The sequence below is a fragment of the Pseudomonas sp. D2002 genome (assembly GCF_013385735.1).
Taxonomy (GTDB): domain Bacteria; phylum Pseudomonadota; class Gammaproteobacteria; order Pseudomonadales; family Pseudomonadaceae; genus Aquipseudomonas.
The window spans coordinates 154,003-180,403 of record NZ_JACAPL010000003.1 but is presented as its reverse complement, the minus strand read 5'-3'; the positions used below and the strand labels follow the sequence as shown (position 1 = coordinate 180,403).

22 protein-coding genes are annotated in these 26,401 nt (G+C 61.4%); 13 read left to right on the top strand and 9 right to left on the bottom strand.

Going from position 1 to position 26,401, the window contains the following annotated elements; all coding sequences use genetic code 11:
- Positions 1–369: 369 nt before the first annotated feature.
- Both fabV and HX783_RS04060 read left to right on the top strand, forming a co-directional pair.
- Positions 370–1,563 (top strand): enoyl-ACP reductase FabV, encoded by a 1,194-nt coding sequence (fabV, locus tag HX783_RS04065; RefSeq protein WP_159954944.1) that lies wholly within the window; start codon positions 370–372, stop codon positions 1,561–1,563.
- A 213-nt stretch (positions 1,564–1,776) separates the two neighbouring features.
- Positions 1,777–2,400, top strand: coding sequence for an HAD family phosphatase (locus HX783_RS04060; RefSeq protein ID WP_177016051.1), 624 nt, complete (start codon positions 1,777–1,779; stop codon positions 2,398–2,400).
- On the opposite strand, the gene HX783_RS04055 is transcribed toward HX783_RS04060, so the two are convergent.
- Positions 2,397–3,302: a LysR family transcriptional regulator gene (locus HX783_RS04055; protein WP_177016050.1), complete on the bottom strand. Its 906-nt coding sequence runs from the start codon at positions 3,300–3,302 to the stop codon at positions 2,397–2,399. The two genes, HX783_RS04060 and HX783_RS04055, sit on opposite strands and share 4 nt — an antisense overlap.
- A gap of 103 nt (positions 3,303–3,405) precedes the next feature.
- Between HX783_RS04055 and HX783_RS04050 the strand changes: the two genes are divergently transcribed.
- Complete coding sequence (locus HX783_RS04050) at positions 3,406–4,575, top strand: aspartate aminotransferase family protein (protein ID WP_177016049.1); 1,170 nt, start codon at positions 3,406–3,408, stop codon at positions 4,573–4,575.
- A 122-nt stretch (positions 4,576–4,697) separates the two neighbouring features.
- Here HX783_RS04050 and punR read toward each other — a convergent pair whose 3' ends face one another.
- Entirely contained in the window at positions 4,698–5,612 is a 915-nt protein-coding gene (gene punR, locus HX783_RS04045) for a DNA-binding transcriptional activator PunR (protein ID WP_159954948.1), read from the bottom strand.
- A gap of 122 nt (positions 5,613–5,734) precedes the next feature.
- On the opposite strand from punR, the gene punC reads away from it, so the two are divergent.
- Complete coding sequence (gene punC, locus HX783_RS04040; protein WP_177016048.1) at positions 5,735–6,919, top strand: purine nucleoside transporter PunC; 1,185 nt, start codon at positions 5,735–5,737, stop codon at positions 6,917–6,919.
- Between the two features lie 133 nt (positions 6,920–7,052).
- On the opposite strand, the gene HX783_RS04035 is transcribed toward punC, so the two are convergent.
- Complete coding sequence (locus HX783_RS04035; RefSeq protein ID WP_177016047.1) at positions 7,053–7,886, bottom strand: nucleoside-binding protein; 834 nt, start codon at positions 7,884–7,886, stop codon at positions 7,053–7,055.
- A gap of 158 nt (positions 7,887–8,044) precedes the next feature.
- Between HX783_RS04035 and HX783_RS04030 the strand changes: the two genes are divergently transcribed.
- Positions 8,045–9,547, top strand: a complete 1,503-nt coding sequence (locus HX783_RS04030; protein ID WP_177016046.1) for a nucleobase:cation symporter-2 family protein — start codon at positions 8,045–8,047, stop codon at positions 9,545–9,547.
- Positions 9,548–10,075: 528 nt separating this feature from the next.
- Here the strand turns inward: HX783_RS04030 and HX783_RS04025 are convergent.
- Both HX783_RS04025 and HX783_RS04020 read right to left on the bottom strand, forming a co-directional pair.
- Positions 10,076–11,008 carry a proline iminopeptidase-family hydrolase gene (locus tag HX783_RS04025; protein WP_177016045.1) on the bottom strand — a complete coding sequence of 311 codons (933 nt, stop codon included), beginning with the start codon at positions 11,006–11,008 and terminating at the stop codon, positions 10,076–10,078.
- A gap of 93 nt (positions 11,009–11,101) precedes the next feature.
- Positions 11,102–11,866, bottom strand: a complete 765-nt coding sequence (locus tag HX783_RS04020) for a LuxR family transcriptional regulator (RefSeq protein ID WP_159954953.1) — start codon at positions 11,864–11,866, stop codon at positions 11,102–11,104.
- A gap of 182 nt (positions 11,867–12,048) precedes the next feature.
- Here HX783_RS04020 and HX783_RS04015 point away from each other — a divergent pair, with 182 nt between their 5' ends.
- The 6 genes from HX783_RS04015 to HX783_RS03990 are packed head-to-tail and all read left to right on the top strand — an operon-like array spanning position 12,049 to position 18,205.
- Positions 12,049–12,936 (top strand): proline iminopeptidase-family hydrolase, encoded by an 888-nt coding sequence (locus tag HX783_RS04015; protein WP_177016044.1) that lies wholly within the window; start codon positions 12,049–12,051, stop codon positions 12,934–12,936.
- A 3-nt stretch (positions 12,937–12,939) separates the two neighbouring features.
- Positions 12,940–13,887, top strand: a complete 948-nt coding sequence (locus HX783_RS04010) for an ABC transporter permease (RefSeq protein ID WP_159954955.1) — start codon at positions 12,940–12,942, stop codon at positions 13,885–13,887.
- Complete coding sequence (locus HX783_RS04005; protein WP_159954956.1) at positions 13,884–14,741, top strand: ABC transporter permease; 858 nt, start codon at positions 13,884–13,886, stop codon at positions 14,739–14,741. The genes HX783_RS04010 and HX783_RS04005 overlap by 4 nt, the downstream gene beginning before the upstream one ends.
- Positions 14,738–15,694: an ABC transporter ATP-binding protein gene (locus HX783_RS04000; RefSeq protein WP_177016043.1), complete on the top strand. Its 957-nt coding sequence runs from the start codon at positions 14,738–14,740 to the stop codon at positions 15,692–15,694. The genes HX783_RS04005 and HX783_RS04000 overlap by 4 nt, the downstream gene beginning before the upstream one ends.
- Positions 15,691–16,689, top strand: a complete 999-nt coding sequence (locus HX783_RS03995; protein WP_177016042.1) for an ABC transporter ATP-binding protein — start codon at positions 15,691–15,693, stop codon at positions 16,687–16,689. The genes HX783_RS04000 and HX783_RS03995 overlap by 4 nt, the downstream gene beginning before the upstream one ends.
- A gap of 1 nt (position 16,690) precedes the next feature.
- Positions 16,691–18,205 carry an ABC transporter substrate-binding protein gene (locus HX783_RS03990; RefSeq protein WP_177016041.1) on the top strand — a complete coding sequence of 505 codons (1,515 nt, stop codon included), beginning with the start codon at positions 16,691–16,693 and terminating at the stop codon, positions 18,203–18,205.
- 154 nt (positions 18,206–18,359) lie between these two features.
- Here the strand turns inward: HX783_RS03990 and HX783_RS03985 are convergent, their stop codons facing one another.
- From HX783_RS03985 to HX783_RS03970, 4 genes are all read right to left on the bottom strand, one after another.
- Complete coding sequence (locus HX783_RS03985) at positions 18,360–19,100, bottom strand: YciK family oxidoreductase (RefSeq protein WP_159954958.1); 741 nt, start codon at positions 19,098–19,100, stop codon at positions 18,360–18,362.
- 186 nt (positions 19,101–19,286) lie between these two features.
- Positions 19,287–19,958, bottom strand: coding sequence for an N-acetylmuramic acid 6-phosphate phosphatase MupP (mupP, locus tag HX783_RS03980; protein ID WP_159954959.1), 672 nt, complete (start codon positions 19,956–19,958; stop codon positions 19,287–19,289).
- Positions 19,959–19,962: 4 nt separating this feature from the next.
- Positions 19,963–20,661, bottom strand: a complete 699-nt coding sequence (gene ubiG, locus HX783_RS03975; protein WP_003172645.1) for a bifunctional 2-polyprenyl-6-hydroxyphenol methylase/3-demethylubiquinol 3-O-methyltransferase UbiG — start codon at positions 20,659–20,661, stop codon at positions 19,963–19,965.
- Positions 20,662–20,725: 64 nt separating this feature from the next.
- Positions 20,726–22,057 carry a TRZ/ATZ family hydrolase gene (locus HX783_RS03970; RefSeq protein WP_177016040.1) on the bottom strand — a complete coding sequence of 444 codons (1,332 nt, stop codon included), beginning with the start codon at positions 22,055–22,057 and terminating at the stop codon, positions 20,726–20,728.
- Positions 22,058–22,166: 109 nt separating this feature from the next.
- Between HX783_RS03970 and mtnA the strand changes: the two genes are divergently transcribed.
- Positions 22,167–23,237, top strand: a complete 1,071-nt coding sequence (mtnA, locus tag HX783_RS03965) for an S-methyl-5-thioribose-1-phosphate isomerase (RefSeq protein WP_177016039.1) — start codon at positions 22,167–22,169, stop codon at positions 23,235–23,237.
- 424 nt (positions 23,238–23,661) lie between these two features.
- On the top strand, positions 23,662–26,316 hold the full coding sequence (gene gyrA / locus HX783_RS03960) for a DNA gyrase subunit A (RefSeq protein ID WP_159954962.1): 2,655 nt from the start codon (positions 23,662–23,664) through the stop codon (positions 26,314–26,316).
- Positions 26,317–26,401 lie beyond the last annotated feature (85 nt).

Here is a 26,401-nt window from a genome sequence, read left to right as displayed (position 1 = left end):
TCAGCTCCAGCTGGACGCCATTCGACAGGTCCGGATCCGTGGCTGCGAGTGGTAGGGGTGTTGAAACATGTTGATACATCCCCCTTATGATAAGGCGTTCAGCGACGAATAGGCGTTTTAAATATTGCGAAATTGTGAAGGAATTGAACAAATCTTCACGGTTATGGTCTGGCGCAGAGTTTACGCCGCAAACCCGTAGGAGGGTGAACGGTAGCAGGCATAGGCCAAAAAGCGCTGCGCCGATTGAATTTTGTAAACAGAAGATTTGCGACTATCGTGACGCTTCGGTTTTTTGGACGTCATAGACCGGTACGATTAAGTTGAATGGCCACCATTGGCCTTCGGCACCTTGGAAGAGGCAGAAATTTTATGATCATCAAACCGCGGGTTCGTGGCTTTATCTGTGTGACCGCTCACCCTGTTGGCTGTGAAGCGAACGTCAAGGAACAGATCGACTACGTGACCCAACACGGCGTCATCGAAGGCGGCCCTAAAAAGGTGCTGGTCCTCGGCGCTTCCACCGGTTATGGCCTGGCCGCGCGCATCAGTGCCGCGTTTGGCTGCGGCGCCGACACCCTGGGTGTGTTTTTTGAGAAAGAAGGCGAAGAAGGCAAGCTGAGCTCCGCCGGCTGGTACAACAGCGCTGCGTTCGAGAAGTTTGCGGTTGAAAAAGGCCTGTACGCCAAGAGCATCAACGGCGACGCGTTCTCCGACGAGATCAAGCGCCTGACCATCGAAACCATCAAGAAAGATCTGGGCAAGATCGACCTGGTGGTCTACAGCCTGGCCGCGCCACGCCGTACCGACCCGCAAGGCGTGGTGCACAACTCCACCCTCAAGCCAATCGGCAAGGCCGTGACCCTGCGCGGTATCAACACCGACAAAGGCGTTGTGGTCGACACCACGCTTGAGCCTGCAACCCAGGAAGAAATCGACGGCACCGTGAAAGTCATGGGCGGCGAAGACTGGCAGCTGTGGATCGACGCCCTGCGTGACGCCGATGTATTGGCCGAAGGCGCCAAGACCACCGCGTTCACCTACCTCGGCGAGAAGCTGACCCAGGACATCTACTGGAACGGCTCCATCGGCGAAGCCAAGAAAGACCTGGACAAAAAAGTCCTGACCCTGCGCGACAACCTCGCCGCGCTGAAGGGCGACGCCCGTGTGTCGGTGCTCAAGGCCGTGGTCACCCAGGCCAGCTCGGCGATCCCGATCATGCCGCTGTACCTGTCGTTGCTGTTCAAAGTGATGAAAGAGCAGGGCACCCACGAAGGCTGCATCGAGCAGGTCTACGGCCTGTTCAAAGACAGCCTGTACGGCAGCGAGCCGAAGCTGGACGCCGACGGCCGCCTGCGCGCCGACCTGGCCGAGCTGGAGCCGAAAGTCCAGGACGCCGTGGCCGCGTTGTGGAACCAGGTCACCGACGACAACGTCAACGAGATCAGCGATTTTGCCGGCTACAAGGCTGAGTTCCTGCGCTTGTTCGGCTTTGAAATCGACGGCGTGGATTACGAAGCCGATGTAAACCCGACCGTGAAAATCAATGGCCTGATCCAAGCCTAAAACACGGTCAAAAATGTGGGAGCGGGCTTGCTCGCGAAAGCGGTGTATCAGTAAACCGATCTGGTGACTGACACTGCGCATTCGCGAGCAAGCCCGCTCCCACATTTGTTTGGCGTTTCGCCTGGGAACCTTCCTGCACTTCATCGCGCTCCCGCGCACCCTCACAATCTGCCAGACTCCTTGTGCTATCAAGCCACGCTAACGGAGGATCTGATGACGATTCGTGCAGTAGTTTTTGATTTCGGCGGTGTCCTGTTCGACTGGAACCCGCACCACCTGTACCGCCAGCTGATTACCGACGATCACGAGCGGCAGCACTTTCTTGACACCATTTGCACTCAAGCCTGGAACACCGAGCAAGACGCCGGCCGCAGCCTGGCCGAAGGCACCCGCCACTTGATCGAGCAGTACCCGGAGCACGAACGCCTGATCCAGGCGTACTACGACCGTTGGCACGAGATGCTGCGTGGCGCGTTGCCGGAAGGCGTGGCGATCCTTGAAGCGCTGCATAAGGCCAATATGCCGCTGTTCGGGCTCACCAACTGGTCGGCGGAAACCTTCCCCTATGCGCGCGCCAACTATCCGTTCCTGCAGCATTTGCGCGATATCGTGGTCTCGGGCGAGTTGAAGCTGATCAAGCCGGACCCTGCGATCTATCACGCCAGCCTCAATCAGGTGCGCGCCCATCTGCCGGATATTCAGCCCGGTGAAGTGGTGTTTATCGATGATGTCGCCGGCAATATCGAGGCGGCCGTGGCCCTCGGTTGGCAGGGCATTCACCACGTGTCGGCCGAGCGCACGGCGGCGCGCCTGCGGGAGTTGGGCGTGGCCTTCTAGAGCGCCCACTTTTCCATGGCGAAATCCACAAAGGCGCGCAGCTTGGGCAGGCGGTAACGGTCCTGGCGGTAGAGCAGGTGCATGGGGCGGCTGGACAGTTGGTAGGTGGTCAGCAAGGACACCAGCTTGCCGCTCTCCAGGTCCGGTTGCACCAGGGCATCGGCGAGCATGATGATGCCCATGCCGTTGACGGCCGCCTGGCGCAAGCCTTGCGAGCTGTTGATGGTCAATGAGCCCGCCACCGGGACTTCCACCTCGCCTTCTTCGCCGGTCATGCGCCAGAGCTTGTCGGTGTCGCGCCAGTTGTCGGTCGCCGGGTAGGCGAACGCCAGGCAGTCGTGCTGGCGCAGGTCGTCGGGGGTGTGCGGCGTGCCACGTCGCGCCAGGTACGCGGGTGATGCGCAGAGGGTGAGGGTGTAGGCCTGCATGGGCCTGGCGATCAGGCTGGAGGTTTCCAGTTCGCCGAGACGGATCGCCACGTCGAAGCCGCTGTCGACCAAGTCCATTCGCTCGTTGCTCAACTCCACGTGCAGGTTGATCAGCGGGTAGCGCTGGGAGAATTCGCTCAAGGCCGGTGCCAGGCGCTCGGTGCCGAACACCGGTGGCGCGGTGATGCGCAGGCTGCCTTTGGGGACTTCGCTGTGTGCCTGCTCTGCCAGCAACTCGGAGTCGGCCACCAGCCCCAGCACTTCCAGGCAGCGCTGGTAATACTGCCCGCCAAATTCGGTGAGGCTTTGTTTGCGCGTGGTGCGCTTGAGCAGGCTGACGCCCAGGCGCTGTTCCAGGGCGCGCAAGTGATTGCCGACCATGGTGGTCGACATCCCGCATTCTTGCGCGGCGGCCGTCATGCTGCCGGTCTCGACCACTTTCACATACACCGACATTGCCTGGAACAGATCCATTATCAAGCCCTGGTTTAAAGTCATTGCAGGAATACGCAGTTTATCCAGCTCTAGTGGCTAACGATACTGCACGCATCCCAACGATGCACTGGAGCTTGCCACCATGACCGCCGCCTGCCTGATGACCACGTATCAACCCCTGGCCCTGAGCTTTACCCGTGGCCTGGGCACGCGCCTGTGGGACCAGCAGGGCCGTGAATACCTCGACGCGGTGGCCGGTGTGGCGGTGACCAATGTCGGCCATTCCCACCCCAGACTGGTGACGGCGATCAGTGAGCAGGCGGGCTTGTTGCTGCACACCTCCAACCTTTACAGCATCGACTGGCAACAGCGCCTGGCCCAGCGTTTGGCACAGCTGTCCGGCCTGGACCGTGCGTTCTTCAACAACTCCGGCGCCGAAGCCAACGAGACGGCGCTGAAACTCGCTCGGCTGCATGGCTGGAAAAAAGGCATCGAGGAGCCGCTGGTGGTGGTGATGGAAAACGCCTTTCACGGGCGCACCCTCGGCACCATGGCGGCCAGCGACGGGCCGTCGGTGCGCCTGGGTTTCCAGCGCTTGCCGGGGGATTTTCTCAAGGTGGCTTTTGGCGACCTGGCGGCACTGGAAGCCATCACTCAACAGTTCGGCACGCGCATCGCGGCCGTGTTGCTGGAGCCGATCCAGGGCGAAAGTGGCGTGCTGCTGGCGCCGCCCGGCTACTTGAAAGCCCTGCGCGATCACTGCACGCGCCACGGCTGGCTGATGATGCTGGATGAAATCCAGACCGGCATCGGCCGCACCGGCGCCTGGTTTGCGTTCCAGCATGAAGGCATCACCCCGGACGTGATGACCCTGGCCAAAGGCCTCGGCAACGGCGTGCCCATCGGCGCCTGCCTGGCCAAGGCTGCCGTGGCCCAGCTGTTCACCCCCGGCAGCCACGGCAGCACGTTTGGCGGCAACCCGCTGGCCTGCCGCGTCGGCTGCACGGTGCTGGATATTATTGAGGAGCAAGGCTTGCTGCAGAACGCTGCGCAACAGGGCGAGCGGCTGCTGGCAAGGTTGCGGGTGGAATTGAGCGAGCATCCACAGGTGCTGGCGATTCGCGGGCAGGGTTTGATGATTGGCATCGAACTGGCTCGCCCTTATCGCGACCTGGCCTACCGCGCAGCGCAGGAGCAGGGCCTGCTGATCAACGTGACGCGCGGCACGATCATCCGCCTGCTACCGCCGCTGACGCTGGATGCCAAGGAAGTCGAGATGATCGTGCGGGCCATCACCCGATTATTGGATTAGAAACCGGATCGAAATGTGGGAGCGGGCTTGCTCGCGAATGCGCAGGGTCAGGCAATACAGTGGGTGACTGACCCACCGCATTCGCGAGCAAGCCCGCTCCCACAGGGGATCTCCTTCATCCTTTAGAGATCTGGGCCATTCAACCATTCCTGATTCATGGTTTCAGTATCCCCCAGGTACTCCAGCAACCAACTCATCGCCGGCGACAGCTTGTTCTGCGCCCACGCCACGCACGACGGGCTGGCCGGGAACGGTCGGCTCAATTGCAGCGCCACCAGCTCGCCGCGTTCAATCCACGGCAGCACTTGATGCGCCGGGGCCATGCCGACGCACAGGCCATCGCGCAGGCAATCCAGCGCCGAGGCCCAGTTGGGCACCACCAGCCGGCGCTGGTTATCCAGGGTCCAGGTGTCGCGCTTGGGCAGGTTGCGCGAGGTGTCGGTCATGCACAGCGACGCGAACGGGCGCAGTTGGTCGTCGCTGAGCAAGCCGTCCATCGCCGCCAGTGGGTGCCTGGCGCTGACCACACACAGCCAGTTCAGCAGCCCCATGTCACGAAAGGTGAAGTGGCTGGCCACCGGCACGGCGCTGGTGGCGCCGATCACGATGTCGGTGCGCTCATCGGCCAAGGCGTCCCACACGCCGTTGTACACCTCGTATTCCAGCAGCAATTCCACCTCGGGGAACTGCCGGTAGAAGTCCAGCACCAACTGCCGGCAGCGCTGGGGTTTGACGATGGAGTCCACGGCCACCTTCAATTGACCGCTCCAGCCATTCGCCACCTGTTGGCACAAACGCCGGGTGCCGAGCATTTTTTTCATCACGCCGCGGGCTTCGTCTATAAATAAACGGCCGGCGGGCGTCAGCTCTACATCGCGATGCCTGCGCACAAACAGCGGCACCGCCAGCCATTCTTCAAGCTGGCGCACGGTGTAGCTGATGGCCGATGGCACGCGGTGCAGTTCCTGGGCGGCGGCGCTGAAGCTGCCGTGGCGTGCCACGGCATCGACGACGTCCAGTGAATATTCGGACCACATTACGGATGCCTTCAAAATATTTGATAAGAGTGTCCAATTATTATCGCTTCACACACTCACTGTCAGCTTCATAATAGGCGCCAGTCAGCAAATAGTTTGATGGCAGATTCAGCAAGGCTTCAATGAAAAATTCTTTTGGTTTCACCTGGTATCTGGCGGGGCTGAGCATGCTCGGTTATCTCGCCATGGACATGTACTTGCCGGCGTTCGGCGCCATGGGCGAGCAATTGCACATCAGCGCGGGGGCCGTGGGTGCCAGCTTGAGTATCTTCCTCGCCGGCTTTGCGGTGGGGCAGTTGTTGTGGGGGCCGTTGTCCGACCGACTGGGGCGCAAGCCGATTCTACTGACCGGCCTGAGCCTGTTCGTGCTGGGTTGCGCAGGCATGTTCTGGGTCGAAACTGCGCCTCAGCTGTTGGCGTTGCGGTTTATGCAGGCGATTGGCGTGTGTTCCGCCGCCGTCAGTTGGCAGGCGCTGGTGATCGACCGTTACCCGGCTGACAAGGCGCACCGCGTGTTCGCCAGCATCATGCCGCTGATGTCGCTGTCACCGGCGCTGGCGCCGTTGCTGGGGGCGATGGTGTTGAATCACTTCGGCTGGCAGGCGATCTTCGCGGTGTTGCTGGGCGTGTCGCTGCTGTTGCTGCTGCCGACGCTGTTCCTGCGCAAGATGCCGAAACGTCTCGCAGAGCAGGGCGAACCTTCGCGCCTCGGTTATGGGCAGTTGCTGACCTCGCGCGTGTTCACCGGCAACGTGATGATCTTCGCCGCCTGTTCCGCCAGTTTCTTTGCCTGGCTGACCGCGTCGCCGTTCATCCTCGGCGATATGGGTTACAGCCCGAATGACATCGGCCTGAGCTACGTGCTGCCGACCCTGGCTTTTCTGATCGGTGGTTACAGTTGCCGCAGTGCGTTGCAGCATTACCAGGGCAAAACCCTGCTGCCCTGGTTGCTGGTGGCGTATTGCATCAGCATGGTGGCGTTGTACCTGGTCGCCACGTTGACGGTGCCGACCCTGACCACTTTGCTGATTCCGTTCTGCCTGATGGCGCTGGTCAACGGTGCGAGCTACCCGATTGTGGTGGCGAATGCGCTGATGCCCTTTGCGGAAAATTCCGGCAAGGCGGCAGCACTGCAAAACACCTTGCAACTGGGGCTGTGCTTTCTCAGCAGCCTGCTGGTGTCGTCGATGATTGATCAGCCGTTGTTGATCACTGTGATTGTGATGTTGGCGACCGCACCGTTGGCGGTGTTGGGTTACTGGCTGGCGCGGCCGAAGGCGGACAATTCCGAGCTCGCCAACGCCTAAAGCTGAAATGCAATCAAACCTGTGGGAGCGGGCTCGCTCGCGAAAGCGGTGTGTCAGCCGGCCTATTCGATACTGACACACTGCATTCGCGAGCAAGCCCGCTCCCACATTTGGAGTCGGTTTCTTCAGTGCATTAGAAGGTGACTTCCATATTCAGCGTCGGCGTGGAGGTCCGAGTACCCCGCCCACCGTCCACGCCGAACTTGTTGTGCCAGTACTCATACCCCACGCCGAGATACAGGTTCGGCTTCACGCTTTTACCCGGCCGCACCGCCACCATCAGCGCGCTGCGCATCAGTGTTTCCGGTGCGGTGTCACGGCCGTGGTAGTCCTCGCCTTTTTCCCCGACGTAATTGACGAACCCCTGGAACTTCGCCGCGTGGTTGGCGATGTCGAACGGGCGCATCCACGTCAGGTTGAGCATGTAGGTGTCGTCGAACGTGTGGTTCGACTCCTGCGCGCCGGGGATGCCGGTGTGGTTTCTTTCCTTGTAGTACATCAGGCTCAAATCCAGCACGCCGACGGTGTTGAACTTCAGCGTCGGGCCGATCACCAGTGCGCGTTTTTTGGCTGAGGCGGCGTTGTTGTTGCGGTTGGCGTCGAAGCCCAGGGTCAGCGCGTAGTCCTTTATCAGCCCGGTGCCGAGCGGCATATCAAATACCCGCGACGCGTACAGCTGGTGCCGGTACACGGCGTAGACCTCACTGCCGCCATGGTCGGTGCCCTTGCGCGGGTCGTGGCTGTCGGACAGGAACACATCCAGGTTCAGGTAGTTGCTGCCGTATTGGTAGCCGCTGGCGTGGGTGAAGCTGTAGATGCGCTTGCTGAAATCATCCGGGTTATTCGGATTGGTGAAGTGCTGGCCGTAGCGAAATCCTACGCTGTTGTTCATCCATTCCACCGCGACAGCCTCCCCGCCGCCGAGAAGGGTGAGTGCAACGGTTGCGCCCTGTAATGCCTTTTTCATTGTTAGAGGTCCTTTGGCGTTCTGGCTCATGACGGCCGGATTGTTTTTGTAACGCCGATGGAGGGTATCTTGTTCGATTGATTGTATACAACTCTATGGACATCCAGTCCAAACATTGCATACAGTGTTCGCACAACAAAAACAGAGAACCCCTCACCATGACTATCCCGAAGGCGTCACCGCAGCGGCCAGAAGATGAGAATCTCGGCGTCGCGGCCAACATGGCTTACGGCCTGCAGCATGTGCTCACCATGTACGGCGGCATTGTTGCCGTGCCGTTGATCGTTGGCCAAGCGGCCGGTCTGTCGCCGGCGGACATCGGCCTGTTGATTGCCGCGTCATTGTTTGCCGGTGGCTTGGCCACGCTGTTGCAGACGCTCGGCCTGCCGTTTTTTGGCTGCCAGCTGCCGCTGGTGCAGGGCGTGTCGTTTGCCGGTGTGGCAACCATGGTGGCGATTGTTGGCAGTGATGGCGCGGGCGGGGTGCCGGCGATTCTCGGGGCGGTGATGGCCGCGTCGTTTATCGGGCTGTTGATCACGCCGGTGTTCTCACGGATCACCAAGTTTTTCCCGCCACTGGTCACCGGCATTGTGATCACCACGATTGGCTTGACGCTGATGCCGGTGGCAGCGCGCTGGGCCATGGGCGGCAACAGCCGCGCGGCGGATTTCGGCAGCACGGCCAATATCGGCCTGGCGGCGCTGACCCTGGTGCTGGTGTTGTTGCTGAGCAAGATCGGCAGCGCGACCATTTCGCGCCTGTCGATCCTGCTGGCCATGGTGATCGGCACCGTGATCGCGGTGTTCCTCGGCATGGCCGATTTCTCCGGCGTCGCCCAAGGGCCGATGTTTGGTTTCCCCACACCTTTCCATTTCGGCATGCCGACTTTTCACCTGGCGGCGATCATTTCCATGTGCATCGTGGTCATGGTGACCTTGGTGGAAACCTCGGCGGACATCCTCGCGGTGGGCGAGATCATCGACACCAAGGTCGACTCCAAGCGCCTGGGTAACGGCTTGCGCGCCGACATGCTGTCGAGCATGTTCGCGCCGATCTTTGGCTCATTCACCCAAAGTGCGTTCGCCCAGAACGTCGGTTTGGTGGCGGTAACCGGGGTGAAAAGTCGCTTTGTGGTGGCGACGGGCGGGGTGTTCCTGGTGGTGCTGGGCCTGCTGCCCTTTATGGGCCGGGTGATTGCCGCCGTGCCCACCTCGGTGCTCGGCGGCGCCGGGATTGTGCTGTTCGGCACCGTGGCGGCCAGTGGTATTCGCACCTTGTCGAAGGTGGATTACCGCAACAACATGAACCTGATCATCGTTGCCACCTCCATCGGTTTCGGCATGATCCCCATCGCCGCGCCGAACTTCTACGACCACTTCCCAACGTGGTTCGCGACCATTTTCCACTCGGGCATCAGTTCGTCGGCGATCATGGCGATCCTGCTGAACCTGGCGTTCAACCACTTCACCGCCGGTAACTCGGACCAGCAATCGGTGTTCGTGGCGGGGACTGAGCGCAGCTTGTGCTTCCACGATGTGGCGGCATTGCGCGATGGGGATTACTTCAGCGGCGGCAAGTTGTTTGATGCTGAGGGGAAGGAGATTCCGGTGGTGGCGGATGTGCCAAGAAAGGCCGCAAAGCCTGAAACCACTGAAGTCTAAATGATCGCTCCCACGCTCTGCGTGGGAGTGCATCCTGTGACGCTCCGCGTCACGACCTTGAGAGCGGACGCAGAGCGTCCAAAGGCGCATTCCCACGCGGAGCGTGGGAACGATCACTTAGCCAGCCTTGAGGACTTATGATCGCTCCCACGCTCTGCGTGGGCGTGCATCCTGTGACGCTCGGCGTCACGACCTTGAGAGCGGACGCAGAGCGTCCAAAGGCGCATTCCCACGCGGAGCGTGGGAACGATCACTTAGCCGGCCTTGAGGACTTATGATCGCTCCCACGCTCTGCGTGGGCGTGCATCCTGTGACGCTCCGCGTCACGACCTTGAGAGCGGACGCAGAGCGTCCAAAGGCGCATTCCCACGCGGAGCGTGGGAACGATCAATTAGCCGGCCTTGAGGACTTATGATCGCTCCCACGCTCTGCGTGGGCGTGCATCCTGTGACGCTCCGCGTCACGACTTTGAGAGCGGACGCAGAGCGTCCAAGGGCGCATTCCCACGCGGAGCGTGGGAACGATCACTTAGCCAGCCTTGAGGACTTTGTGCGGCATTGAACAGGCCTCATCCAAAAACTTCACCACTGTGCCCATGCACGCCTGGCGTTCTTCCACGTGGGGCATGTGGCTGGAGTCTTCAAACAGCGCCCAGCGCACGTCCGCGATTTCATCCAGGAACGGCTTGACCACCAACGGCGTGGCCTCATCGTGCCGGCCGGAGATCACCAGGGTCGGCACCGTGATCGCCGACAGCCGGCCAATCACATTCCAATCCTTCAAGCTGCCGATCACGTGAAACTCGGTCGGGCCACTCATGGCGTGGTACACAGTCGGGTCGGCATCCACGGCGGCAAAAGTGCGCGCCACTTCTTCCGGCCACGGGTTGACGCGGCACACGTGCTGGTCATAAAAAATCCGCGAAGCGACGAGGTATTCCGGGTCCTGGTAGGTGCCGGCCTGTTCGTGTTTAAGCAGGGTTTCATGCACGCCTTCCGGCAACAGTTTGCGCAGGCGGTTGGCTTCGCTGACCCAGGTGCGCATGCACGTGGGGGAGTTCGCCGGGATAAACGCGCGCAGGCCTTTGGGCTGCAAAATCGCGTGTTCGCTGCCGAGCATGCCGCCCCAGGATTGCCCGAGGATCGCGTAGTTATCGCTGATTTGCAGGTGGTCGAGCAGGTTGTCCAGCTCGGCGAGGAACAGGTCGATGGTCCAGAACGACGCGTCCTTATCCGGCAAGTGGGTGGAGCGCCCATTGCCCAGTTGGTCGTAGTGAATCACCGCATGGCCGCTGGCCGCCACGTCTTTGAAGGCGTCGACATAGTCGTGCGTGCAGCCGGGGCCGCCGTGAATGATCACCAACGGTGTACGGCCGGTGGTCAGGTCGCCTGTCACGCGATACCAGGTCTGGTAGGCGCCGAAGGCCGCATAGCCTTCGCGGACTTTCTCGAAGAATTCCATTTCGTACCCTGCTCTGAAAAAAAGGATCAGGGCTACGATAATCGTCACGTAACGTTTAAGTAACTAGCAAAACAGCTAGGTTTTGCTGACGGGTCAGTCTTCCAGCAAACGGTAATGGGTGGCGCGCACCACCGCTTGCACGCGGTTCTTGGCCCCCAGTTTGTGCATCGCCGAGGCCAGGTGCAGGGTCACCACTGCCAATGAGCGGCTCAACTGCGTGGCGATTTCAGCGGCCGTAAGGCCATCGGCGGCCCATTTCAGGCATTCGCGTTCGCGTTTGGTCAGGTGAATATGCGGGTACGTGCGTAGTTCTTTGCTGAACAGCGGGTAGGCCGCTTCCTGCAGGGCATGGGTGATCAGGCTGAAGTCTGCCAGGGTCTGCTGCGCGTCCTTCAACACCGTGCGCGCCTTGCCGGTGCGCAGGCCGGTCAGCGAGGCGAAGCCGCCGCGCGGCAGGTGGATGGGCACGCTGACACCGCAGGTCAGTTGGCGCTCATGCAGGTAGGAAGACACCGGCGCGTGGCACGGGTCGATGATCTTTTGCAGTGCGGTATCGGCTTTCGCCTCGTAGGACCACACGAACGGCGACACCGTGCTCAGGGCCAGATGTTGCACCGGGTCGATCTGGTAGAAGCCTTCGCTGCACCATAACGCGTGCCAGTCGGGCGGCGTATTGCGCAGTTCCAGCACCGAAGGGGTGATCAGTGAGCCGTCCTGGTCAATCGGCACCGGCGTGTAGTCGTACACCAGCGCATCGAAGCCCAACTGCTGGGCGAGGATAAACGTATTGTCCATCTGTTCATCCAGGCTCCTGCCTGGCATGAGACGGTTATTGAAGGCAGTAAGCTTGGCCAGCATCCGTTCTGCTCCCGAATTCATTTGAATCTCGACTTGCGGCAAGTAGAATGCCACGCCCCGGCGAAGGACTGCCAGGCCAAACCTATAAGAAATACTAGGTTATGGACGCGCGGCATCCTCGGTAGTGTTGGGCTGTAAACGGCCGCTACCTGCCAGGCCGATACAACACAAGGAATGTATGCATGTGGCGTGAAGTTGCCCCCGACCAGCAATACAACGTGCAAGTCGACGGCCATAACCTCGTGGTCTACAGCTTTGGCGATGGCGATGAGGTGCTCTTGTGTCTCAACGGCGGTCCGGGCCTGCCGTGTGACTACTTGCGCGACGCCCATGGCTGGCTCAAAGACCATAACCTGCGAGTGGTTGCATTCGACCAGCTTGGCACCGGCGCATCAGCCAGACCCACCGACGTTACCTTGTGGGAAATCGGCCGTTATGTCGAAGAAGTCGAAACCGTGCGCCAGGCCCTCGGCTTGGGCCGCGTGCACTTGCTCGGGCATTCCTGGGGCGGTTGGTTGGGTATCGAATACGCCATCCACTATCCCCATGCGCTGAAAAGCCTGATCCTTTCAAATACCGTCGGCGACATTCCGCACCTGTCCCAGGAGCTTGAACGCCTGCGCGGCGCCCTCGGCAGCGAAACCGTGGCCATGATGCAACGCCACGAGGCCATGGGCACCCTCGATCACCCGCAATACCAGGCCGCCATCACCTTGCTCAACTACCGCCATGTCTGCCGCCTGGACGAATGGCCCGAGCCGGTCAAGCGCTCCCTTGGTGACTGGAACATGGGCCCCTACGAAACCATGCAAGGCCCTAACGAGTTCCTCTACATCGGCAACCTCAAGGACTGGAACCGCATCCCCGAGATGGCCGAGTTCAGCATGCCGATCCTGATCACCACCGGCCAGCACGATGAGCTCACGCCCGCCTGTGCCCATCGCATGAAACTGGCCGCCAGGCATGCCGAACTGCACGTGTTCCCCAACAGCAGCCACATGCCTTTTTATGAGGAGCCCCACGCGTACTTCCCGGTGCTGCTGGACTTCCTCGCGCGTCACCGGGGCTGACGGATGAACCTGGCGCGTTACCGTTTTGTGCTGTCCCGGCCGCTGCAATTGCTGCCGGTGCTGTTTGGCATCAGCCTGATCACCTTTGTGCTGGTGCGTTCGATTCCCGGCGACCCGGCGCGGGCCTTGCTCGGCTCGCGCAGCACGCCGGATGCCCTGCTGAAAATCCGTGCCCAATACGGCCTCGATCAGCCGTTGTGGCTGCAATATTTCTACTTCCTCAAGAACCTGCTCAAGGGCGATCTCGGCCAATCCCTGCTGTATAAGGTCGACGCGTTGAAGCTGATCGTCACCCGTATCGAGCCGACGCTGGTGCTGGTGCTCGGCAGTGTGGTGCTGGCGCTGTTGATTGCGCTGCCGTTGGCGACCTGGGCGGCGCGCAATAAAGGCGGCTGGGCAGACAACCTGATCCGGGTGTTCACCACGGTCGGCCTGGGCATGCCCGCATTCTGGCTGGGCTTGATGTTGATTCTGTTGCTGAGTGTGAAGTGGGGCCTGTTCCCGGTGTCCGGCTATGGACGCACCTGGCTGGATAAAGCCCACCATATGCTGCTGCCGTGCCTGACCATCGCTCTGGCCCTGTCGGCGGTGCTGGTGCGCAACCTGCGGGCGAGCATGTTGATGGAGTTGCAGGCCGATCACGTCACCGCCGCCCGCGCGCGTGGGCTGTCGGAGGCCGCCGTGTTCCGCCGGCATGTGTTGCCCAATTCGCTGGTGCCGGCGGTCAACCTGCTGGCGGTGAATATCGGCTGGCTGATCAGCGGCACGGTGGTGATCGAGAGCCTGTTCGCGATTCCCGGCATCGGCCAATTGCTGGTGCGCGGCATCTTCACCCGCGACTACATGGTGGTGCAGGGCGTGGCGATGGTGCTGGCGTGTGCGACGGTGGTGGTCAACTTCCTCGCCGACGTGGTGACAGTCACCCTCGACCCACGGGTGAACATGCAATGAGCAGCCGCCCACTGATTGCCCCCTGGCGTTTGCGCCTGCGTTTCGGTTTTCGCAACGGTCGGCTGACCGCCGCGTGGGGCCTGTTGATTCTGCTGCTGTGGTTGGCCCTGGCGCTGTTTGCGCCGTGGATCGCACCTTTTGACCCGATTGCGCAGAACACCGAGATCAGCTTGCTCGGGCCCAGCCTGGCCCATCCGTTTGGCACGGATAACTACGGGCGCGACATTCTTTCGCGGGTGATCTGGGGCGCGCGCATCGACCTGCAACTGGCGATTGTCGGGGTGATTTTCCCATTCATGATCGGCACTTTCATTGGCGCGGTGTCCGGCTATATCGGCGGGCGCTTCGACAGCTTCTGCATGCGTGTGATCGACGTGATCCTGGCCTTCCCGTTCCTGGTGTTGATGCTGGCGATCATGGCCATCCTCGGCCCCGGCTTGCAGAGCTTCTATATCGCCATGGCGCTGGTGGGCTGGGTGTCGTACGCGCGGCTGATTCGCTCGCAAATCCTGGTGCTCAAGGAAAGCGAGTTCGCCCTGGCCGCCAAGAGCCTGGGCTTTGGCCATGGGCGCATTCTGTTTCGGCACTTGCTGCCCAACGCGATGTTCGGCTCGATCGTGTTTTCCATGTCTGACGCGGTGCTGGTGCTGCTCAACGGCGCCGCCGTGAGCTACTTGGGCCTGGGCGTGCAGCCGCCGACCGCCGAGTGGGGCACGATGGTCGCCGAAGGGCAGGCATTTATCACCACGGCCTGGTGGATCTGCACGTTTCCGGGGCTGGCCATCGTCACCTTGGCCATGGGGTTCAGCCTGCTCGCCGATGGCGTGGCGCACGTGTTGGGGGAGCGCACATGAGCCTGCTTCAGGTGCGGGACCTCAGCGTGATCGCCAACAACGCCGGGCGCGATGTCACCCTGGTCGACCGGGTGTCCTTTGACCTGGCCGAAGGTGAAATCCTCGGGCTGGTGGGCGAGAGCGGCTCGGGCAAGACCATGGCCTGTCGCGGGCTGATGCGCCTGTTGCCGTCGCCCAACCTGCGCGTGCAAGGCGGTGCTGTGCGCCTGGCCGGGCAAGACTTGTTGGCGTTGGATGACGCCGGCATGCGTGCCATACGCGGCGGGCAATTGGGCATGATCTTCCAGAACCCCAGCAGCCACCTCGACCCGTTGATGCGCATCGGCGAGCAGATCGCCGAGGGCATCCGCCTGCACCAGGACGCGTCGAAAAAAGACGCGCGCCTGCAGGCCATCGAGGTGCTGCGTCAGGTGGGCATTCCCGATCCCAAGGCGCGGGTCGACAATTACCCACACGAGTTTTCCGGTGGCATGCGCCAACGCGCGATGATTGCCGTGGCGCTGGGTTGCAACCCGAAAGTGCTGATCGCCGACGAGCCGACCACCGCCCTCGATGTGACGGTGCAGGCGCAAATCCTGCGCCTGTTGCTGGACCTGCGCGACAGGCGCGGCCTGTCGATCATCATGATCACCCACGACCTCGGTGTGGTGGCGCAGACCTGCGACTCCATCGCGGTGATGTACGCCGGGCGCCTGTGCGAGCACGGCAGCAAGTACGACCTGCTGGCCCATCCGCAACACCCATACACCGCCGGCCTGATCGATTGCCAACCGGCCCACAGCAGTGGCCACGCCTTGCTGCGCACAATTCCCGGGCAGCCGCCGTTGCTGGATGCATTGCCCGACGGTTGCCGCTTCAACCCGCGTTGCCCGCAGGCGCGCGCGTTGTGCACCGAGTTGCTGCCGGAAGGCGCGCGGGTGGCGTGTCACTATCCATTGGGAGATCGCCCATGAGCCTGTTGCAGATCAAGGACCTTGAGGTGCGTTTTGCCGCGTCCGGCACGGGCCTGTTCGGCCTCAATAAACAGTGGGTGAGGGCGGTCAACGGCGTGTCGCTGAACCTGGCCGCAGGCGAAACCCTGGGGCTGGTCGGCGAGTCCGGCAGCGGCAAGAGCACGCTCGGCCGGGCGATCCTGCACCTCAACCCGATCAGCGCCGGCCAAGTGCTGTTTGACGGCATCGACATGGCCCACGGCAGTGCCATCGACATCGCGCGCCTGCGGCATGAAACCGCGATGATCTTCCAGGACCCGTACGCCGCGCTGAACCCCCGCCACACCATCGGCGAAACCATCGCCGAAGTGTTACGCGTGCAGCGCAAAGTCGCCCCGCAACAGATCGCGGCGCGCGTCAATGAACTGCTCGACCTGGTCGGCCTGCGCCCCGAACTGGCCAGTCGCAAACCCGCTTCCCTCAGTGGCGGCCAGTGCCAGCGCGTCGGTATCGCGCGTGCCTTGGCGGTGGAGCCGCGCTTGATCATCGCTGATGAATGCGTGGCGGCGCTGGATGTGTCGATCCAGGGCCAGATCATCAACCTGCTGCTGGAACTGCAACAGCGCATGAACCTGGCGATTCTGTTTATCGCCCACGACCTGGCCATTGTGCGTCGCCTGTGCGACCGCGTGGCGGTGATGTACTTGGGCAAGATCGTCGAAGAAGGGCCGGTGGAAGCGGTGTTTACCACGCCGCGCCATCCGTACACGGCGGCGTTGATCGAGGCCATCCCCGAGATCGATCCGCATCGGCCATTGCCTGCAGAACCATTGCCGGGTGAGCCACCAAGCCCGCTGAATTTGCCTACAGGCTGCGCCTTTCACCCGCGTTGCCGACATGCCCGGACGATGTGTTCCGTGGTGTTGCCGCCGACGCATTTCCTGCACGAGCATCGATACAGTTGCGTGCTTGAACAGCCATTGACCCTTTCTGCCGTCCTAAACAAGGAGTTATGACATGCAATCCCGTCACTTGAAGTTGCTCGCCGCCGCTACATTAACCGCGTGGTCTCTTACCGCTGGCTTGGCGCAAGCCGCCGGCGTACTGACCATCGGCTGCCGTGAAGACAGCACCACCTTCGACCCGATCAAAAGCGCGCAAAACCGCGACACCTGGGTGTTCGCCAACGTCTACGACACCCTTGTGCGCGTTGATAACCTGGGCACCAAGATGGAACCGGGCCTGGCGCAAAGCTGGGAGATTTCCAAGGACGGCCTGACCTACACCTTCAAATTGCGCGATGCGAAGTTCTCCGACGGCTCGCCGATCACCGCCGACGATGCGGCGTTCAGCTTGCTGCGTATCCGCGACAACAAGGCCTCGCTGTGGAGCGACCCGTTCAGCCTGATCAACACCGCCAAGGCGTCGGACCCGCAAACGCTGGTAGTTACCCTGAAAACCCCGGCTGTAGCCTTCCTCTCGCAATTGGCGTCGCCGACGGTGTCGATCCTGTCGGAAAAGGCCATGACCAAAATGGGCGAAGACGCCTACTCGGAAAGCCCGGTGACCTCCGGCGCGTTTACCGTGGAAGAGTGGCGCAAGGGCGATCGGGTCATTCTCAAGAAGAACCCGAACTTCTGGCAGGCCAAGAACGTCAGCCTGGATGGCGTGGAGTGGGTGTCGGTCACCGATGACAATACGCGCATGCGCATGGTGCAGAACAACGAACTCGACACGGCGATCTTCGTACCGTTCTCCCGCGTCGAAGAGCTGAAGAAAGACAAAAACGTTGTGATCCACGCCGACCCGTCCACCCGTGAAGATCACCTGCTAATCAACCACGCCCACGGCCTGCTGGCCAAGCAGCAGGTGCGCGAGGCGCTGGACATGGCCATCGATAAACAATCGCTGGTCAAGACCGCCACCTACGGTCAAGGCACCGTGGCCTATTCCTACATCCCAAAAGGCTCGCTGTACCACTACGCCAACAACCTGCAACGCCCGTATGACCCGACCGCTGCCAGGAAACTGCTGGAAGAGGCTGGCGCCAAGGACTTGAAGCTCAATTACGTGGTCAACGCCGGCAACGAAGCCGACGAGCAGATTGCGGTGATCATCAAGGACCAGTTGGCCAAGGTCGGCGTGACCGCCAACCTGCAGAAGGTCGACCCGACCCAAAGCTGGCAGATGCTAGTAGACGGTGAGTACGATATTTCGGTGATGTACTGGACCAACGACATCCTCGACCCGGACCAGAAGACCACCTTCGTGCTGGGCCACGACACCAACCAGAACTACATGACCCGCTACAAGAACGACAAGGTCAAGGCACTGGTGGCGGCCGCGCGGATCGAGGCCGAGCCGGTCAAGCGTGAGCAGATGTATGTCGACCTGCAGAAGCTGGCGAAACAGGACGTGAATTGGATCGACTTGTACTACAGCCCGTACATCAACATCTCACGCAAGAATGTGAGCAACTTCCTGCAGAACCCGTTGGGGCGTTTCACCCTGGAAGAAGTGGTGAAAAACTAAAGCACACCGCTTGCTCGTTCCCACGCTCTGCGTGGGAATGAATCCTATGACGCTCCGCGTCACCCTTGCATAAGCGGGACGCGGAGCGTCCTTGGCGGCATTCCCACGCGGAGCGTGGGAACGATCAGCGGAGTGTGGGAACGATCAGGGCAGGTTACTGCGCATCAAACGCCTGCCCATTGATGCCGGCACTGTCCGGCCCCATCAGGTACAGGTACACCGGCATGATTTCTTCCGGCGCCGGCCGTTCCATCGGGTTTTCACCGGGGTAGGCCTGGGCGCGCATGCTGGTGCGTGTACCGCCTGGGTTGATGCTGTTGGCGCGTACCGAGGCGACGTCTTCCAGCTCATCGGCCAGGGTTTGCATCAAGCCTTCGGTGGCAAATTTCGACACGCCATACGCGCCCCAGTACGCCCGGCCTTTGCGCCCGACGCTGCTGGAGGTGAACACCACCGACGCGTCCTGGGACAGCTTGAGCAGCGGCAGCAAGGTGCTGGTCAGCATGAACATTGCGTTGACGTTGACGTGCATCACTCGCATGAAGTTTTCACCGGACAACTGCTCGATCGGCGTGCGTGGGCCGATGATCGAGGCGTTGTGCAGCAGGCCGTCGAGGTGGCCGAACTCCTTTTCGATCATCGCGGCCAGCTCATCGTATTGATGGGGCAGGGCGGTTTCCAGGTTGAACGGAATCACCACCGGCTGCGGTTGGCCCGCCGCTTCGATCTCGTCATACACCTGGGCCAGGTTGGCTTCGGTCTTGCCCAGCAACAGCACGGTGGCGCCATGGGCGGCATAGGTTTTTGCCGCTGCGGCGCCAATCCCGCGACCGGCGCCGGTCACCAGGATTACCCGCCCTTTGAGCAGTTCTGGGCGTGCGGAGTAATCAAACATAAAAAACCTCGACAGAATTCAACAGATTGACAGTACCAGACCTGAGAACAATGAAGGTCCCCTGTGGGAGCGGGCTTGCTCGCGAAAGCGGTGGGTCAGTGACAGATGAATTGACTGACCCTCCGCCTTCGCGAGCAAGCCCGCTCCCACATTGGATCTTCATCATTCAGTGAGGTCGGTGATACTTCAGCAACTGCACAGTGCGTTATCCAGCACCTTACGCAGTTCCAGCGGGTGATCCACCACCACATCGGCGCCCCAGTTGCGCGGGTTGTCGTCCGGGTGGATGTAGCCGAACGTAACCGCGGCGGTGCGGGTGCCGGCGTCGCGGCCGGACTCGATATCGCGCAGGTCATCGCCCACGAACAACACGCTGGCCGGGTCCAGGTCGAGCATCTTGCACGCCAGGATCAACGGTTCCGGGTCTGGCTTGCTGTTCTTCACGTGGTCCGGGCAGATCAGCAGCGCCGAGCGCTCGGCCAGGCCCAACTGCTGCATGATCGGTTCGGCAAAGCGCAGCGGCTTGTTGGTGACCACGCCCCATACCAGCTTGGATTTTTCGATGTCCTGCAGCAGTTCTTCCATGCCGTCGAACAGTTTGCTGTGGATCGCGCAGCCTTTGAGGTAGCGCTCCAGGAACTCCAGGCGCAGTTCTTCAAAGCCTGGGGATTCGGGGTCCATCGAGAAGGTCACGGCGACCATCGCTCGCGCGCCACCGGAGATTTCATCACGGATGTGCTGGTCGTTGATCGGCGCCAGGCCGCGATCGGCGCGCATCGCCTGGCAGATCGCGATGAAGTCCGGCGCGGTGTCCAGCAACGTACCGTCCATATCGAAGAGAACCGCTCGCAACTTCACAGGCTTACTCCTCGCGCAGGGTCTGGATCATGTAGTTGACGTCAACGTCGCTGGCCAGCTTGTAGTGCTTGGTCAGCGGGTTGTAGGTCAGGCCGATGATGTCTTTGACGGTCAGCCCGGCCTGACGGCTCCAGGCGCCCAGCTCGGAGGGGCGGATGAATTTCTTGAAGTCATGGGTGCCGCGTGGCAGCAGCTTCATGATGTATTCAGCGCCGATGATCGCGAAGAGGTAGGCCTTGGGGTTGCGGTTGATGGTGGAGAAGAACACCTGGCCGCCCGGCTTGACCATGCGAAAGCACGCGCGGATCACCGAGGACGGGTCGGGCACGTGCTCGAGCATCTCGAGGCAGGTGACCACGTCGAACTGCTCGGGCATTTCCTCGGCCAGGGCTTCGGCGGTGATCTGGCGGTATTCCACGCTCACGCCGGATTCCAGCTGGTGCAGTTGGGCCACGGCCAGTGGCGCTTCGCCCATGTCGATGCCCATCACGGTGGCGCCACGTTGGGCCATGGCTTCGCTGAGGATGCCGCCGCCGCAACCGACGTCGAGCACCTTCTTGCCGGCCAGGTTGACGCGTTCGTCAATCCAGTTCACCCGCAGCGGGTTGATGTCGTGCAGGGGTTTGAACTCGCTTTCGCGGTCCCACCAGCGGTGAGCCAGGGCTTCGAATTTGGCGATTTCGGCGTGGTCGACGTTGCTCATGGTGAATCCTCTAAATCTGATAAATCGGTTTGCCGGTCTTGAACGCCAGGGTTCAAGATCGGCGTTATTCGCTGTGCCCGCTGATGCGTTGGCCCCAGGCAATGGCCGTGGCGGTCAACTGTTGTTCATCCATGCGGGTCAATTGCCGGTCGTCGAGCAACTGCTTGCCGGCGACCCAAAGGTGTTTCACACAATCGCGTCCGGTGGCATATATAAGTTGTGAGACCGGATCGTAGATCGGTTGTTGCGCCAGCCCTGAAAGATCAAAGGCCACGATATCGGCAGCCTTGCCGACTTCCAGCGAGCCAATCTCGCTTTCCAGGCCCATGGCGCGGGCGCCGTTGAGCGTGGCCATGCGCAGGGCGCGGTGCGCATCCAGGGCGGTGGCCGAGCCGGCGACCGCCTTGGCCAGCAGCGCGGCGGTACGGGTTTCGCCCAACAGGTCAAGGTCATTGTTGCTGGCGGCGCCATCGGTGCCGATCGCCACGTTGACGCCAGCCTGCCACAGACGCTCCACCGGGCAAAAGCCGCTGGCCAGTTTCAGGTTCGATTCCGGGCAATGGATGATGCTGGTGTTGCTTTCTACCAGCAAAGCCAGGTCATCCTCGCTGATTTGGGTCATATGAACGGCCTGGAAGCGCGGGCCGAGCAGGCCGAGGCGGCCCAGACGCGCCAATGGGCGTTCACCGGTCTTCTCGACGGCTTGCTGCACTTCGAAGGCGGTTTCGTGCACGTGCATATGAATGGACGCGTCCAGCTCTTCGGCGATGATGCGGATTTTCTCCAGGTTTTCGTCGCACACGGTGTACGGCGCGTGCGGCCCGAAGGTGATCTTGATGCGCGGGTGGTGCTTGAGGTCGCCGAACAGCTCGACGCCCTGGCGAATCGCCTCGTCGGGTGTGCTGGCGCCGGGAATCGGGAAGTCGAGGATCGGAATCGCGATTTGCGCGCGCATGCCGCTGTTATGCACGCAGTCGCTGGCGACCTTGGGGTAGAAGTACATGTCGGAGAAGCAGGTGATGCCACCCTTGAGCTGCTCGGCGATAGCCAGGTCGGTGCCGTCGCGCACGAAGGCTTCATCGACCCATTTGGCTTCGGCGGGCCAGATGTGCTTTTCCAGCCAGGTCATCAACGGCAGGTCATCGGCCAGGCCGCGAAACAGGCTCATCGCCGCGTGCCCGTGGGCGTTGATCAGACCGGGGCTGAGCAGCATGCCCGGCAGCTCGCGTACTTCACTGGCCGCCAGCTTCAAGGCCGCAGCCCGCGGCCCGATAAAGGCAATGCGCCCATCACGGATGCCCAGGCCATGTTCCTTGAGCACCACGCCGGCAGGTTCGACAGGCACCAGCCAAGTGGGCAGCAGCAACAGGTCGAGCGGGGCGGCAGTGGAGGTCATCGCAGGCTTCTTCCCAGGCAGCTATAAAAGAAGGGCGAAGTATACCCGAGCGTCCTGGCTGGCGGATCGCTATAATCGGCGGCTTTTGTTCATGAGTGCGGGGTAAGGGATGCGCGACCGACTGTTAGCGGCAGACAACGTGAGGGCCATCGAGTGGCGTGATGGCGCACTGCACCTGCTCGATCAGCGTGCCTTGCCGTCCCGGCAAGCCTGGGTTGCCTGCACTACCGCGGCTGAAGTCGCCGACGCGATTCGCACGATGGTGGTGCGCGGCGCCCCGGCGATTGGTATCAGCGCCGCCTATGGGCTGGTGCTCGCCGCCCGTGAACGCATCGCTGAAGGCGGTGATTGGCAGGCTGCGTGGGAAGAAGACTACGCGCTCCTGGCCGATAGCCGCCCGACCGCGTCGAACCTGTTCTGGGCCTTGAAGCGCATGCGCGATCGCCTCGATCGCGTCAAGAAGCACGCCGACCCGCTGGCGGTGCTGGAAGCCGAAGCCATCGCGATTCATGAAAGTGACCGGGAGGCCAATGTGGTCATGGCCCAATTGGGCCTCGATCGGATTCGCAAACACCAAGGCAACGCTCAGGCGATCCTCACCCACGGCAATGCCGGCGCGCTGGCCACGGGCGGCGTCGGCACGGCCCTTGGGGTGGTTCGCGCGGCCTTCCTTGAAGGTTTGGTTGAGCATGTCTACGTCAATGAAACGCGGCCCTGGCTGCAAGGTTCGCGGCTGACGGCGTGGGAGCTGGCAGGCGAGGGCATCCCGGTGACGGTCAATGCTGACTCGGCTGGCGCGCATATCCTCAAGACCAAGGGCGTGACCTGGGTGATCGTCGGCGCCGACTGCATTGCCGCCAACGGTGATGTGATCAGCACCATCGGCACCTATCAGCTGGCCGTGTGCGCGATGCACCATGGCGTGCGCTTCATGGTCGTGGCGCCGAGTTCGACGCTTGATTTGATGATGGCCACCGGCGAAGACGTCAGCTTGGAAGAGCGTGAGGCGGCTGAGTTGCTGGATGTGATGGGCCAGCGCTTGGAGGTTGCGGCGTTTAACCCGGTGTTTGACGTGACGCCGGCCGACCTGATTGATGTGATCGTGACCGAAAAAGGCATCGTCGAGCGACCGGATACGGCCAAGTTGGCCAAGTTGATGTGCCGTAAACGGCTGCATTGAGGAAGGTGGCGCCTGTGAGATTGCATTCGCGAGCAAGCCCGCTCCCACATTTGAATTGTTAACACATTCAAGTGTGGGAGCGGGCTTGCTCGCGAATGGGCCTTCAAAGTCAACAAAATCCTTGGATCTGTACCTTGAAAATAGCATCAACCCACTTCTGAGCCCCTCTCGTCCCCCTCAAGCCTGTCATCCGTCAAATTACTAGCCTCCATGCGCATCAGGGGGATAGGTGCGTGGCGGCGATTGTGATAACATCCGGCGGTTTCCAGGGTGGCCCCGAGGGGCTGCCTATAACGTGCAGATCCGTGTCATAACTCGTTGATTTGTCGTAAGTCGTTGTCAGGCACTCTGCCGGCAGCGGCGAGCTTCGTTCGTCCCATATGGATGTGACGAGGTTTCACCCGAAAAAGGAATCAGGCTTCTCATGGGCGAACTGGCCAAAGAAATCCTCCCGGTCAATATCGAAGACGAGCTGAAACAGTCCTACCTCGACTACGCGATGAGCGTAATTGTCGGTCGGGCACTGCCTGATGCGCGCGATGGCTTGAAGCCCGTGCACCGGCGTGTGCTGTTCGCGATGAGCGAGCTGGGTAACGACTGGAACAAGCCGTACAAGAAATCTGCCCGTGTTGTCGGTGACGTGATCGGTAAGTATCACCCTCACGGCGACACTGCGGTGTACGACACCATCGTTCGGATGGCCCAGCCGTTTTCCCTGCGCTACCTGCTGGTAGACGGCCAGGGCAACTTCGGTTCGGTCGACGGCGACAACGCCGCGGCCATGCGATACACCGAAGTGCGCATGACCAAGCTGGCGCACGAGCTGCTGGCCGACCTGCATAAAGAAACCGTGGACTGGGTGCCGAACTACGACGGCACCGAAATGATCCCGGCGGTCATGCCAACCCGTATTCCCAACCTGCTGGTCAACGGCTCCAGCGGTATCGCCGTGGGCATGGCCACCAACATCCCGCCACACAACCTCGGTGAAGTCATCGACGGTTGCCTGGCCCTCATCGACAACCCTGAGCTGACCGTCGATGAGCTGATGCAATACATCCCCGGCCCGGACTTCCCGACCGCCGCGATCATCAACGGTCGCGCCGGCATCATCGAAGCCTACCGCACCGGTCGCGGCCGCATTTACATGCGCGCCCGCTCGATCATCGAAGACATCGACAAGGTCGGTGGCCGCCAGCAGATCGTCATCACCGAGCTGCCTTACCAGCTGAACAAGGCGCGTCTGATCGAGAAGATCGCCGAGCTGGTTAAAGAGAAGAAGCTCGAAGGCATCACCGAGCTGCGCGACGAGTCCGACAAAGACGGTATGCGCGTAGTGATCGAACTGCGTCGTGGCGAAGTGCCTGAGGTGATCCTCAACAACCTCTACGCCCAGACCCAGCTGCAAAGCGTGTTTGGTATCAACGTGGTTGCACTGATCGACGGTCGCCCGCGCATCCTGAACCTCAAGGATCTGCTGGAAGCCTTCGTGCGGCACCGCCGCGAAGTCGTCACCCGCCGTACCGTGTTCGAACTGCGTAAAGCGCGCGAGCGTGGGCACATCCTGGAAGGCCAGGCGGTTGCCCTGTCGAACATTGACCCGGTTATCGCCCTGATCAAGGCTTCGCCGACGCCGTCGGAAGCTAAAGAAGCCCTGATCAAGATGCCGTGGGAATCCAGCGCCGTTGTGGCGATGGTTGAACGTGCCGGTGCCGATTCGTGCCGCCCGGAGACCCTCGACCCGCAATACGGCCTGCGTGACGGCAAGTACTTCCTGTCGCCGGAACAGGCCCAGGCCATCCTGGAGCTGCGCCTGCACCGCCTGACCGGCCTGGAGCACGAGAAGCTGCTGGCCGAGTACCAGGAGATCCTCAATCAGATCGGCGAGTTGATCCGCATCCTCAGCAGCGCCGTGCGCCTGATGGAAGTGATCCGCGAAGAACTGGAAGTGATCCGCGCCGAATACGGCGACGTGCGCCGCACCGAAATCCTCGATGCGCGTCTCGACCTGACCCTGGGTGACATGATCCCGGAAGAAGAGCGTGTGGTGACCATCTCCCACGGTGGTTATGCCAAGACCCAGCCGCTGGCTGCGTACCAGGCCCAACGTCGTGGTGGTAAAGGTAAATCGGCTACCGGCGTGAAGGATGAGGACTACATCGCTCACCTGCTGGTCGCCAACAGCCACACCACGCTGCTGCTGTTCTCCAGCAAAGGCAAAGTGTACTGGCTGAAAACCTACGAAATCCCTGAAGCCTCGCGCGCCGCCCGTGGTCGCCCGCTGGTCAACCTGCTGCCGCTGGACAGTGATGAATACATCACCACCATGCTGCCGGTCGAGGAATACACGGAAGGTCACTTCATCTTCATGGCCACCGCCAAAGGCACCGTGAAGAAGACCCCGCTGGAATCCTTCAGCCGTCAACGCAGCGTGGGCCTGATCGCCCTGGAGCTGGATGAAGGCGACGTACTGATCTCCGCTGCCATTACCGATGGCGAGCGTGAAGTCATGCTGTTCTCCGACGGCGGCAAAGTGACACGCTTCAAGGAATCCGACGTTCGCGCCATGGGCCGTACCGCCCGCGGTGTGCGCGGCATGCGTCTGCCGGAAGGGCAGAAGCTGATTTCGATGCTGATCCCGGAAGAAGGCAGCCAGATCCTCACCGCTTCCGAGCGTGGGTATGGCAAGCGTACCGCCATCAGCGAGTTCCCGGAGTACAAGCGTGGCGGTCAGGGCGTTATTGCCATGGTCAGCAACGATCGCAACGGCCGTCTGGTCGGCGCGGTCCAGGTGCTCGATGGCGAGGAAATCATGCTGATTTCCGACCAGGGCACCCTGGTACGTACTCGTGTGGCTGAAGTGTCGAGCCTGGGCCGTAACACCCAGGGCGTCACGCTGATCAAGCTGGCCAAAGACGAAAAACTGGTCGGCCTGGAGCGTGTGCAGGAGCCATCGGAAGTCGAAGGCGAAGAGCTGGAAGGCGAGGAATTTGAAGGCGAGGTGATCGCAGCAGGCGATGACAACGTTGACGAGCCAACTCTCGACGCTGCCGCAGACGAAGAAGAACCGCAGGAATAAGCGGACACACAGGGGGCGGATGAAGATTCGCCCCCTTGTTGTTTGTCCGAACGGAAATATCGACAGCTGTGGAGATCCAGTGTGG